10 protein-coding genes, 2 tRNA genes and 2 rRNA genes (1 of these 14 running past the window's edge) are annotated in these 11,804 nt (G+C 58.7%); all 14 read right to left on the bottom strand.

The features are described 5' to 3' along the window. Positions 1-51 precede the first annotated feature (51 nt). Positions 52-1,032 carry a sensor histidine kinase gene (locus AC4CWF_RS00660; protein WP_491283225.1) on the bottom strand — a complete coding sequence of 327 codons (981 nt, stop codon included), beginning with the start codon at positions 1,030-1,032 and terminating at the stop codon, positions 52-54. Positions 1,033-1,157: 125 nt separating this feature from the next. Next, on the bottom strand, positions 1,158-1,529 hold the full coding sequence (locus AC4CWF_RS00655; protein ID WP_491283224.1) for a DUF423 domain-containing protein: 372 nt from the start codon (positions 1,527-1,529) through the stop codon (positions 1,158-1,160). Next, positions 1,529-1,927, bottom strand: coding sequence for a group II truncated hemoglobin (locus AC4CWF_RS00650; RefSeq protein ID WP_491283223.1), 399 nt, complete (start codon positions 1,925-1,927; stop codon positions 1,529-1,531). Before AC4CWF_RS00650 ends, AC4CWF_RS00655 begins: the two co-directional genes overlap by 1 nt. A 102-nt stretch (positions 1,928-2,029) precedes the next feature. Then, positions 2,030-2,215, bottom strand: a complete 186-nt coding sequence (locus AC4CWF_RS00645) for a hypothetical protein (protein ID WP_491283222.1) — start codon at positions 2,213-2,215, stop codon at positions 2,030-2,032. 72 nt (positions 2,216-2,287) lie between these two features. Continuing rightward, on the bottom strand, positions 2,288-4,183 hold the full coding sequence (locus AC4CWF_RS00640) for an ABC transporter ATP-binding protein (protein WP_491283221.1): 1,896 nt from the start codon (positions 4,181-4,183) through the stop codon (positions 2,288-2,290). 17 nt (positions 4,184-4,200) lie between these two features. Further along, the gene (locus AC4CWF_RS00635; protein ID WP_491283220.1) at positions 4,201-6,054 is read right to left on the bottom strand and encodes an ABC transporter ATP-binding protein; all 1,854 of its coding nucleotides are present in this window, start codon (positions 6,052-6,054) and stop codon (positions 4,201-4,203) included. Positions 6,055-6,342: 288 nt separating this feature from the next. Next, positions 6,343-6,729 (bottom strand): GNAT family N-acetyltransferase, encoded by a 387-nt coding sequence (locus AC4CWF_RS00630; RefSeq protein WP_491283219.1) that lies wholly within the window; start codon positions 6,727-6,729, stop codon positions 6,343-6,345. Positions 6,730-7,036: 307 nt separating this feature from the next. After that, positions 7,037-7,113, bottom strand: a tRNA-Met gene (locus AC4CWF_RS00625). Between the two features lie 95 nt (positions 7,114-7,208). Beyond that, entirely contained in the window at positions 7,209-8,816 is a 1,608-nt protein-coding gene (tnpC, locus tag AC4CWF_RS00620) for an IS66 family transposase (RefSeq protein WP_491283218.1), read from the bottom strand. Positions 8,817-8,857: 41 nt separating this feature from the next. Next, positions 8,858-9,211: an IS66 family insertion sequence element accessory protein TnpB gene (tnpB, locus tag AC4CWF_RS00615; RefSeq protein ID WP_491283217.1), complete on the bottom strand. Its 354-nt coding sequence runs from the start codon at positions 9,209-9,211 to the stop codon at positions 8,858-8,860. Further along, positions 9,195-9,635 (bottom strand): IS66-like element accessory protein TnpA, encoded by a 441-nt coding sequence (gene tnpA, locus AC4CWF_RS00610; protein WP_491283216.1) that lies wholly within the window; start codon positions 9,633-9,635, stop codon positions 9,195-9,197. Before tnpA ends, tnpB begins: the two co-directional genes overlap by 17 nt. Before the next feature lie 225 nt (positions 9,636-9,860). Further along, positions 9,861-9,937, bottom strand: a tRNA-Met gene (locus tag AC4CWF_RS00605). Between the two features lie 250 nt (positions 9,938-10,187). Further along, positions 10,188-10,302, bottom strand: a 5S ribosomal RNA gene (rrf, locus tag AC4CWF_RS00600). 273 nt (positions 10,303-10,575) lie between these two features. Then, positions 10,576-11,804, bottom strand: a 23S ribosomal RNA gene (locus tag AC4CWF_RS00595); it runs 1,655 nt beyond the window's last position.

Genomic DNA, 11,804 nt, shown 5'->3' with positions numbered 1-11,804 from the left:
ATATCGACCGACTGGTGGCGGGGCACCTGTCGAAGACAGGTACCCGGGCATCTATTCGGCGTTTTTCTGGCGCGCCTGGCGGGGCAGGCTCAGCACGCAGCGCAGCCCGGTCGCATCGAAATACAGCGCTGCCTTGCCGCCGCCGGGTGACAGTGCTGCCGTAATCAGGCGCGAACCGAAGCCCTTGCGTGTGGGCGCCGAGACCGGCGGGCCGCCCTCCTCGCGCCAGACGATCTCGATCGTCTCGGAGAGCAATTCCCATTCAACACGCACGATGCCCTGGGCCACCGAAAGCGCACCATATTTGGCGGCATTGGTGGCCAGTTCATGGATAACAAGCGCCAGCCGCGGCGCCGTCTCCGCATCCAGCGCGATCGCTGCCCCTTTCAGCCGCAACCGCTCCTGATCATAGGCAGACAACAGAATGCGCAGCAGCGTTTCCACGTCGTTCGGCATGGCCTGGTGGCCGGACGACAGCCGATGCGCTTCCGAAAGTGCCCGCATGCGCCCTTCAAAGCGCGGCATGAATTCGGACAGATCGCCGCTGGAGCGCGCCGTCATCTGGGCAATCGCCTGGACCAGCTGCATGATGTTGCCAACCCTGTGGCGCATTTCGCGGGCGAGAACTTCCGCTTCGTTTTCCGCCTTTTCGAGCGCCGCCATCAGGCTCTGCATCGCGTGCATGATGGCAATCGTCAGCGCGCCAAAACTCGTAAACACCGAGGAGGATAAAAGCGCGCTCGCATAACTGACAGGCCGGGCATAAACCCAGACCACCACCGCAAAGATCAGCCCGCAGATCATCAGCGTCGTGCCGCCTGCGCGTCCGCCCCAGGCCGTTGCGAGCACGATGAACGGGAAAAAGGTGATGAAGGGTGCGCCGAGCAGAATGTCGTTGAGTGCAAGCCACAGACCTATGGAGACCGCCGCGCACAAAAATGCGATCAGCTGACCGGCAAGAAATGACGGCCTGCTGCGCGGTACAAGGTACATCCACCAGGCGTCCCCCACCTGGATTTTATGCTCACCCATCCTCGACTCCAACTGCGTCAGCATATTCGAACTCATGCGAATTCATAGCCACCCGCCACGCAATAATTCCTACGTGAATTCGGTGGCTTGGAGCTGTTGCAAGGCAGGATTGTGGGCGCTGCGCGTCAGACGTCCCGGCTACGCCAGAAGGCGCCGGCGGCAAGCAGCAGCCAGCCGGCCATCATGCCCATGCCGCCTGCGGGCGCTGCCATGGGAAAGAGGCCGGCATGGCCGAAATGCCGCATGACGAGATCGCCCGCAAACAGGACGGTGCCAATGGCGAGAACGATGGCGGACAGGGTGGCGGTACGGATCTTGCCGCCTGCAAGATAAAGACCCAGGAGCACCGGCGCATGGGCAAGGCACATGGTGGAGGCAGATCCCAGCAGGCGTCCATCGCCGCCATGGCTTGCCGCAGCCGCCAGCGCCACGCCGGATGCCCCCATGAAACCCGCCAGCATCAAGATCAACGGGCGGACCGTTTCCAATGCACGCATCACGGCTGTTCCTCCCGGTTCTGCATATGGTGGGCAAGCCGCTCGATGGGCGGCCAGATGATGTCGCGCAGTTTCGGATTGCTCACGGTGTCTTCAAGGGCGCGGGAAAAACACAACAACCATTCATCCCGCTCTGCCACGCCAATTGCCGCGCCGAAGTGTCGCGACCTCAGCCGGGGATGACCGTATTTTTCCACATAGACGGGAGGGCCGCCGAGATAACCGGTCAGATAATCATAGAGCTTGTCTTCGCTGCCTGCGAGATCAGCGGGGTGGATGGCCCGGCAGTTTTTCGCCTCGGGAAGCGTATCCATCAACTGGTAAAACCGCCGCGTCAGCGCTCGGATTGTCGCGTCACCGCCGATGGCCTCGTAAAGCGTGATGGTTTCGCCACTCATATCGTCAACCCGTCTTTGATCTCTAAACGGGTGTTAGACCTTCGCCCGCGAGGCGGCAAGCAGGCAAGGCGCCGCAGCCCGGCTGCGGCGCAGAAAAGCCGGTCACTCCGAACCGGGATCGATGTCCTTGGTGCTCTCTGACGGCAAAGCGCCACTTCCCGGCGTCTTTTCGTGATCATCCACCTTCGAGCGGGCCTTCGGTCCAGCCGGCAAAGTTGCGCTATAGGCGCCATCAGACTTGTTTTCGCCTTCGACCGACTTTTTGGCTTCGTGGTTCTCGTCCATCATCTTCTCCTTGGGTTTCAGAGGAAGAACGAGGCCTGCGAAGGATGGTTCCGCTTGGCCCACAACGCGTGCCAATCAGGTTTCACCCCGATGCGCGGCCTCTTCCACCACATCATCCGGAATATCGTCGAAGGAGGAATAGTTGAGGTTATAGAGCTTCGAGTAGAGCTTTTCGTTGCGCATCAACTCAGTGTGGTTGCCGCTTTCGATCAACTCGCCGTTCTGCAACACGATGATGCGGTCCGCTTCCCGGATGGTTGCCAGCCGGTGGGCAATAACGAGACCGGTACGGCCTTCCAGCAGCTTGACCAACGCCTTCTGGATGAGCATTTCCGTATAGCTGTCGATATTGGCGGTCGCCTCATCGAGAACGAGGATCTTGGCATCGGCCACCAGCGCCCGGGCAAAGCTGATCAACTGCCGCTGGCCAAGCGACAGGTTGCCGCCACGCTGACCGAGAATGCTGTCATAGCCATCGGGCATGCGCAGAATGAAATCATGCGCTCCAACCGTTTTTGCCGCGGCGATCACCTCGTCGCGCGTTGCATCCGTCTTGTGGTAGCGGATGTTTTCAAGCACCGTACCGGTAAACAGAAATGGCTCCTGCAACACCATGGCAATCTGGCGGCCGAGCGAATCCTGCGTGAGGTCGCGCACATCATGCCCGCCGACCAGCACGGCACCCTGCTGCACTTCGTAGAAGCGGTGGATCAGCGACATGCAGCTGGATTTGCCCGATCCCGTCGGGCCGACCAGCGCCACCGTCTCGCCGGGGTTCACCTTGAAGCTGACATGCTTCAGCACCGGGTGCTTGGGATTATAACCGAACACCACGTCGCGGAATTCCACCGAACCATCCATATCTGGAGACAGAACTTTTGCATCCGGCTTGTCCTTGATGTCGATGCGCACATCCAGAACATCCGTCAGCCGCTGGCCGGATGCCATCGCCCGCTGCATGACCGAATATTGCAGCGTCAGCGAACGGATCGGATCAAAGAAACGCTGGATATAGAAGAGAAACGCCACCATCACGCCGACATCAAGCGCCTGGTTCAGCACCCGCGCACCGCCAACCACGATGACCAGCGCCATGGCGACACCGGTCAGCGAATCCACGATCGGCACCATCACCTGCGCAAAACGCGCCGCCGTCAGATGGGTTTTCAGGTTCGCAGTGGCCTTGTCATCGAACAGGTTGAAGTTGACTGACTGGCGATCCATGCCCTGCACAGCGCGCACGCCATGGATGGCTTCGGCAAGCGCCCCGCTTGCCACCGAGTTCGTCTCATGTGCTGCCATGAAGGATTTGCGCGCCCGCGGCAGCCAGAAGATGCGCACGATGAACAGCACCGGCAGCGCCGACAGCGTCAGCAGGCCGAGCCCGAAATCGAGATAAAGCATCACGACGACGATGCCGATCAGAAGCGTGATATCGCCGACGGAGAGGACGGAGGTTTCGAGGAATTCCTGCATGGAATTGACGTCGCCCTGCAGGCGCGACATCAGGCGGCCGACTTCTGTCTTGTCCATGAAGGACAGCGAGACATATTGCAGATGTGAGAACATTGCCCGGCGGATATCAAACAGCACGTCTTCCGCGACATTGCCGACCAGCGTTTCCTGCGCATAACTTGCGGCGAAATTGATGAGAATCGCGAAGCCGAAGGCAAGGATCGCATAGATGAGGGCCGTGCGGGTTCCGCCCGGCTGCATGCCGTGGTCGATCGCGTAACGGATGATCAGCGGAATGGCGAGCTGCATGGCGGTAAACACGAGGACCGCCACGACGGCCAGCGCTACCTGTTTGCGATAAGGCCGCACGAACTCCCAGATGCGCGCAATAATGTTCTTGTCGAACACCTTGCCAAAGATTTCCTCCTCAATGCGGTGAGAGCCGACCACGGCACGCGGCGGGCGTCTGCCATCATCGCGCACGTCGGCCCGCTCGGTTTCCAGTTCTTCAGCCATGATGGTCTCCTCCCGCCTCAGCCGGTCAATGCGTCGTCGCCGGGGCGGACTTGCAGGTCATAAAGGGCGCGGTAACGGCCATTCTCAGCCAGAAGCTCCGCATGCGTGCCCTGTTCGACGATGCGGCCATCCTCGACAAACAGGATACAGTCAGCATGCATCAGCGAGCTTAGGCGGTGGGCGACGATGATCGTCACACGTTCCGAAGCATAACGGCGCATGGCATAACGGATGCGCTGCTCTGTTGCCGCATCAATCGCGGCGGTCGAATCGTCAAAAACCATCACCGCCGGCTTCAGCATGACCGCCCGCGCAATCGACAAGCGCTGCCGCTGGCCGCCCGACAGCGATACGCCGCGCTCACCCACGACAGTGCCGTAACTTGCGGGAAGGCCGAGCACGTAATTATGAAGCTGGGCGCTTTCGGACGCCCGAGCGATCTGGACCTCCTTGGCCCAGGGATCGCCATAAGCAATGTTGTTTTCGATGGTGGTGGTGAAGAGAAAGCTATCCTGCTGCACCACGACGACCGAGCGGCGCAGGGATTTCAGCGTGACCGAGCGAATATCCTGCCCGTCAAGCGTGATACGCCCAGCCGTCACATCATAAAAACGGGGAATGAGATGCGCGATGGTAGATTTGCCACTGCCGGGCGGGCCGACAATGCCGATGGTCTCCCCACGTTTTGCCTCGAAAGACACGCCCTCCAGCACCGGGTTTTCAGGGCTTGCCGGATAGGCAAAACCGACATTTTCAAACCGCAACGTGCCCTCGCCCAAAAGCAAGGGCGGCGCATTCGGCTCATCTTTCACCGCCACATCCAGATCGAGAAGGCCAAACAGGCGCGCGCCGCAGGTGGAGGCGCGGGCGAAGGCGTTGACCATCAGCCCAAGCTGGCGCACCGGCATCTGCAGGATCGTCATGAAGGTCAAAAACGAGGCGAGCGTGCCGACGGTGATTTCGCCCGCCATCACCTTGCCACCGCCGACAAACAGCACGAGACCCATGGCAGCAAAGAAGGAGAGCGTCATGGCGCTTGTATTGGCGACCCGGATCCCCACCCGCTGGTGGGCAAGTTCCAGCGCGCTTCGCGACGCGGCATCGAATTTTTCCAGTTCGTGTTCCTGTGCGGCAAAGGCCCTGACGACCCGAATACCGCCGAGATTTTCCTCCATCACCCGCGTCAGCACCTGCAGGCGTTCCTGCAAATCAAGCCAGGTGGCGCGAAGCCGAAGCTGCGTGACCGAAGAACGCCAGCCAACAAAGGGCACGAAGCTGAGCGCCAAAAGCCCCAGCACCACATCCGTCGACAACAGCAGGTAGGCGCCTAGCCCGATCAGCACCGACAGAAAAATCATCCGCACCAGCGCGGTGGAAAAATACATCCGCACCCCTTCCAGATCGAGAAGGCCGATGGTGATGAGATCGCCGGAATGGACGCTGTCATGGAAACTGAAGGAGAGACGCTGGATCTTCTCGTAACAGGCAAGCCGCAGCTCATAGCCGATATGGTGGCCGACCGCTTCGCTGTAATAGTTCTGCACCATGGTGAAAAGGCCGCGCAGAATGCTAGCGCCCAAAAGCAGAAGCGCCGTCACCAGCAACGCATCCTGCGCCACCGCACCGGCAGAACCGCCCGCACCAATCCCCTGCGCCTCATCAATCGCGCGCCCGAGAAGCTGCGGGATCATCAGCTGAAAGCCAGAGGCAATGAAGGTCGCGCCGATCGCAAGCGCCGATTGCCAAGGGTGACGAAGCGCCATCACGGTAATGCGCGTGAGGATCGAAAGCCCCTTGCCCCATCCTGCAGCCTTCACATGCGCCCGGGAAGCCGAATGCCCGCCGGAGCCGATCCTGGTCTCGGTCGTCACGATATCATTCCAAATATTTGGCCAAGCGATGGCCCATAGTGGGTCCGGATTACACCCGGACCTTAAAAGCATGAGGGGTGATTTAGGCTGCCGCTTGAAGAAGGGAAGCTTAATTGGAACCTGATTCGCCAAAAAACAAAAGTGATTGTTTTACCGATTTCCGGGGTCGCGTTATTTGCCGGCACGCTTTGACAAGATGCATGTCGGACCGTGGCAGCCCAAAGCGGTGACCGTTTGACGATGTGCCGGCCAAAAAAGCTAGTCGCCGTCCGGCCCGTCGAAACAGCCTCAGTTTAGCTTTATCAGGCCTGCTTCGGTGTGCCTGAACCCGCAATCCCTATAGAGCGACGTCAGATGTGGTTCGAAATCGACATGCAGCCACGTTGCTCCGCGCTGGCGGGCGACGTTTGTGGCTTCGATCACCATGCGGGTCGCGATACCCTGCCGCCGGACCCTCGGATCGACGCAGGTATCCAGGATAAAGGCATGAGCACCGCCGTCCCAAGCTACATTGACGAAACCAACCAGCCGATCATCGACATAAGCGCCTATATGCACAAGGCTGCGCGCGAGCACATTGGCGAAGTCTTTTGGCGCCGGGCTACCCCAGGCGTGGACCCACAGCGAACTCAACTCATCCTGAGATGGGAAGGGATCAACGCGTAACATCACCATGTGGTCACCATCCCTTTCCGGCTTTGACGCCGCCGTTCATCACAGCCCGAGACGATCCTCTATCCCATTAGGCGATTTCTATCACAATGGGATTTCATCTCTCCCTCCCCCCTGCGGCGACGCAGTTTGCTGCTTTCTTTCAGATCCGGTATATCTCCTGCAGGTCTATTGCGACTGTCATGGCCTGTGCTCGACCAGCTTGTCGTTATGCAAATGCCCACTTTTCAATTCAGCCGCGTGCCAGAAGATCGAAGCCCAGAAACGCAAAAATCCCGCAGCATTTTGTGCTACGGGATGTAGGGGAATTTGGTTGCGGGGGCAGGATTTGAACCTGCGGCCTTCAGGTTATGAGCCTGACGAGCTACCGGGCTGCTCCACCCCGCGCCAAGAGCGTGCACTGATTGTTGGTAAGCGCGCATTTCCCTGCGCGTTGACGCGGCCGCTATGAGCGGTGATCGGCTTTTGCCGATGGGCCTTGATCAGGCAGGTTCGATTTTTGCGAAGTTGAATGGCAGAAGGTCGTTGATGTCGGCGCCGTCGGGACGCTGTGGCAATTCGGTGAAGACGTGTCGCAACCAGGCGAATGGCTCGACGCCACAGGCGCGACAGGTCAGCATAAGGCTGTAAATCACGGCGCTTGCCTTGGCCCCGTCGACAGTGTCGCAAAATAACCAGCTCTTCCTTCCAGTGGCAAAAACTCTGATATCGCGTTCCAATAAATTGTTGTCGACCGGCATCCTGCCGTCTTCGGTGTAGCGGGTCAGATATTGCCACTGGTTTCGCGTATAGGATATCGCATCGCCGAGCTTGGTGTCGGGCACGACCTTGGGGGCCATCCTGTCGAGCCACTCCTTCAGGGCTTCAAGGACTGGAACGCTATGCTTCTGGCGCAAGCGCCGGATGCAGTCGGCCTGCGTTTCGCCGTCATCCGGCTTTTCGTCCCGCATCTGCCTCTCAATCCGGTAGAGCTGGTCGAAGAATTTCAATGCCTGCGCGGGTGGGCCGCTTTGTTTCTTCCCGGCCTTGAAGGCGTTGACGAAGCGTCGCCTGGCGTGAGCCATACACCCGACATGGGTCGCGCCCTTCAGGGTGCGCCAGGCCTGATAGCCGTCGCTCATCAGGATGCCGCGATAGTCACCCAGGAAAGTCTGCGGATGCACCTGTCCACGACCGGGCTGATATTCGAGCAGGACAACCGGCTCGACGCTGTCCTGGGCGCTACGATAGGCCCAGATATAGGACTCGTCGGTTGCTTTCCTGTCCTTTTCCTTCAGCACCTGCACCGTGGTCTCGTCACCATGGATGACGCTCTGCAACAAGAGCCGCTGCTTCAATGCATCGTAGATGCGAACGAGGTGCTTTTCGCTGGAGCCGATCACCCAATGGCCAAGGGCGCCACGGCTGACAGGGACGCCGGCGCGCTCGAAGGCCTGTGCCAGGCGATAGAGCGGCGTGCCATCGACATATTTATGAACAAGAGCAAAGGCCAGCGTCGAGGCCGTGGCGATACTGCCCGGCAAGGGCTGTGCGGGCATCGGCGCGATGATAACGGGAGTGCTGATATCGGTGCGCTCGCAGTTGCGGCAAGCATATTTGGCCCGGGCATTCTGCAGCACCGTGGCCTTCACCTCGATATGCAGCTGCTCGGTGACGAGTTCGCCCATGCGATGCAGCGGATGGCGGCAGCACGGACAGGTCTTCTGATCGTCGGCAAGGTCATATTCAACGCGTTGGCGGGGCAAATTTGCCGGAAGAGGTTTACGCCCGCGCTTGCGGCCTTCGGGCTTTTCCACCTCTGGCAATCCCGTGTCGGGAAGCTCACTGGCGTCGGTCTCGTCACAGTCGGCCAAGCCCTCATCAGCATCGGCCTCAAGAGCAGCCTTCTCGGCTTCATTGAAGACGCGATCCATATGCTTTTCGCTGCGCGGCGCAAAACGATGCAGTTGTGCAAGCGCCAGTTCTTCCTCGAGCTTGAAGACACGCTGTGCAAGGGCGTCTCTCTCAGCCCGCAGCGCGGCGTTCTCGGCAGCATTCGCCGCCAGAAGCGCCATCAGTTCCGCAACATCAGGGGTGCCAGCTCGTGTCATTGTAGCTTTGAATCTGAGCCGCCCCGCTGCGTCAACAGCTTTCAGCCGACCAACTCATATTGCCGAACAGGATGGCGCTCCATCGCGTCGAGATCGATACCGTCAAGCAGCCAGCGCAATTGCTCGGTGTCGAGCGTCACGACCGGCGCCTCGCGGCGGGGCCAGCGAAACCGGTCTTCGGACAAGGCTTTCAAGACAAGCACGAACCCTGACCGCTCGAAGAACAAAAGCTTCATCCGGGTGCGCCGGCGGTTGCAAAAGACAAAGACAGCACGCTCGAACGGGCTCAGGCCCATCGACTGCTCGACCAGAATCGCCAAGCTGTTGATCCCCGCACGAAAGTCGATCGGGTCCCGGTGAAGATAGACGCGAAGATCGTCAGCCAGCCGGAACATTGCAACGCCTCAGAACTTCGATCATCACGGACAAGGCCTTCTCATCCGCATCTTCAAGCTCAAGCCGCACACCATTCGGCAGAGACGCCGTCAGTCGCATTCCTGCCGATGATGGCCGAGCCGGCATGTCGGGCTGCCGCGCAATCGGTGGCGCAGCAACCACCGGAACAAAGGCCGACATTTCCCGCTCCGCAACAACCGGCAAAGCACCCTGGGCCTGCTGATCTCGGCGAAGCTTCACCCAGTTGCGCAACAGATTGGCGTTGACACCGTGCGCCAGTGCCAGGCGGGCTACCGATATCCCAGGCTTCATTGCAGCGTCGATCAGCCGGTCTTTCTCGATGGGATCGAACCGGCGCTTCCCGTTGGAAAGAATCTTCACAGCCCGAAGGGGTTCCGATCCAGTCAGGATATCCAATGTCATTGTGTCCACAGTCTCCATTGTGGACACAGAATCCCTCATTCGACTTTCAGTGAACAGGTGCGGGGAATTGCGCGCTTACGTTCATCGCAGCAGCGCAGAACGATTTCGTTGCCAGGATCGCGTCCGGCGAGATCGATACGGAGCACAAACGCAAAAAGCTCCTCGAGCGTTATGGCGAGGAGCTTAAAAGCAAAAATCTGGAATGGTCTAATTTACAATTTTCGTTGGTTGCGGGGGCAGGATTTGAACCTGCGGCCTTCAGGTTATGAGCCTGACGAGCTACCGGGCTGCTCCACCCCGCGTTGTCAGAGTTTTGCCGTCAGGCAAAATCTCGTTACCGGGTTTTTGCCGTTAGGCAAAAGACCCACAGAGTTTTGCCGTCAGGCAAAATCTCGTATGATGTGTGCGTTTTAGACGCAAAAAGGCCGCTTTGAGCGACCCTTTTGTTATCGGCTGGGCCGTTAGTGTTTGTGACGAGAAGATTGGCGGATTTGCAAGGGCAAAACCTGACGGATTTGCAAGTGCAAACCGTGACAACATTGCCTTTAGCAGACCTGGCAGCGACCTACTCTCCCGCGTCTTGAGACGAAGTACCATTGGCGCAGGGGCGTTTCACGGCCGTGTTCGGAATGGGAACGGGTGCAGCCGCCCCGCCATGACCACCAGGTCAGCTAAGGGCAATGTGTTGAGAAGCTGGATTTTTTGTGAGCGAATAGGGAGTAGCCAATAGCGAATAGTTTGTTCGCTGTGGCCTCAGTTTTCGCTGGTTTTGAACACGTCGAATGGGACCTCTTAAGCGCATTGCGGTGCTTTGGGCACCGATACAGGCCAGAGGCCGTCGCGCCTTGTGGCGCGGGCCGTCCGCAGCACATTTTCGTGCGTCAGGACAAAACAAAACTCTTATTGTTTTGCTCATCTTCGATGAGCACAAACAATGAGAACGATCAAGCCAATCGAGCTATTAGTAACGGTAAGCTTCATGCATTACTGCACGTCCACACCCGTCCTATCAACGTGGTCGTCTTCCACGGCTCTGATAGGGAATACTCGTTTTCAGGTGGGTTTCCCGCTTAGATGCCTTCAGCGGTTATCCCTTCCATATATAGCTACCCTGCTATGCCCTTGGCAGGACAACAGGTCCACCAGAGATATGTCCATCCCGGTCCTCTCGTACTAGGGACAGATCCTGTCAATATTCCTACACCCACGGCAGATAGGGACCGAACTGTCTCACGACGTTCTGAACCCAGCTCACGTACCGCTTTAATTGGCGAACAGCCAAACCCTTGGGACCTGCTCCAGCCCCAGGATGCGATGAGCCGACATCGAGGTGCCAAACAACCCCGTCGATATGGACTCTTGGGGGTCATCAGCCTGTTATCCCCGGCGTACCTTTTATCCGTTGAGCGATGGCCCTTCCACACGGGACCACCGGATCACTATGACCGACTTTCGTCTCTGCTCGACTTGTCAGTCTCGCAGTCAGGCGGGCTTATGCCATTGCACTCGACGACCGATTTCCGACCGGTCTGAGCCCACCATCGCGCGCCTCCGTTACTCTTTCGGAGGCGACCGCCCCAGTCAAACTACCCACCATACACTGTCCCGGATCCGGATGACGGACCGCGGTTAGACATCCATGACGATAAGGGTGGTATTTCAAGGATGGCTCCACGAGAACTGGCGTCCCCGCTTCAAAGCCTACCACCTATCCTACACATGCCGACACGAATGCCAGTGTAAAGCTATAGTAAAGGTGCACGGGGTCTTTCCGTCTGACCGCAGGAACCCCGCATCTTCACGGGGAATTCAATTTCACTGAGTCTATGTTGGAGACAGCGGGGAAGTCGTTACGCCATTCGTGCAGGTCGGAACTTACCCGACAAGGAATTTCGCTACCTTAGGACCGTTATAGTTACGGCCGCCGTTTACTGGGGCTTCGATTCAAAGCTTGCACCTCTCCTCTTAACCTTCCAGCACCGGGCAGGCGTCAGACCCTATACGTCGTCTTGCGACTTCGCAGAGCCCTGTGTTTTTGATAAACAGTCGCTACCCCCTGGTCTGTGCCACCCTGACATACTTGCGTACATCAGGGTCACGCTTCTTCCGAAGTTACGCGTGCAATTTGCCGAGTTCCTTCAACATAGTTCTCTCAAGCGCCTTGGTATA

This window comes from Neorhizobium sp. PAMB6630 (genome assembly GCF_058242775.1).
This window is presented reverse-complemented; position numbering and strand designations above follow the sequence as displayed.

What these genes read in the sequence shown, in the direction of transcription:
- AC4CWF_RS00660 (WP_491283225.1), bottom strand. Translation starts at nt 1,032, where the DNA reads ATGGGTGAGCATAAAATCCAGGTGGGGGACGCCTGGTGGATGTACCTT.
- AC4CWF_RS00655 (WP_491283224.1), bottom strand. Translation starts at nt 1,529, where the DNA reads ATGCGTGCATTGGAAACGGTCCGCCCGTTGATCTTGATGCTGGCGGGT.
- AC4CWF_RS00650 (WP_491283223.1), bottom strand. Translation starts at nt 1,927, where the DNA reads ATGAGTGGCGAAACCATCACGCTTTACGAGGCCATCGGCGGTGACGCG.
- AC4CWF_RS00645 (WP_491283222.1), bottom strand. Translation starts at nt 2,215, where the DNA reads ATGATGGACGAGAACCACGAAGCCAAAAAGTCGGTCGAAGGCGAAAAC.
- AC4CWF_RS00640 (WP_491283221.1), bottom strand. Translation starts at nt 4,183, where the DNA reads ATGGCTGAAGAACTGGAAACCGAGCGGGCCGACGTGCGCGATGATGGC.
- AC4CWF_RS00630 (WP_491283219.1), bottom strand. Translation starts at nt 6,729, where the DNA reads ATGGTGATGTTACGCGTTGATCCCTTCCCATCTCAGGATGAGTTGAGT.
- tnpC (WP_491283218.1), bottom strand. Translation starts at nt 8,816, where the DNA reads ATGACACGAGCTGGCACCCCTGATGTTGCGGAACTGATGGCGCTTCTG.
- tnpB (WP_491283217.1), bottom strand. Translation starts at nt 9,211, where the DNA reads ATGTTCCGGCTGGCTGACGATCTTCGCGTCTATCTTCACCGGGACCCG.
- tnpA (WP_491283216.1), bottom strand. Translation starts at nt 9,635, where the DNA reads ATGACATTGGATATCCTGACTGGATCGGAACCCCTTCGGGCTGTGAAG.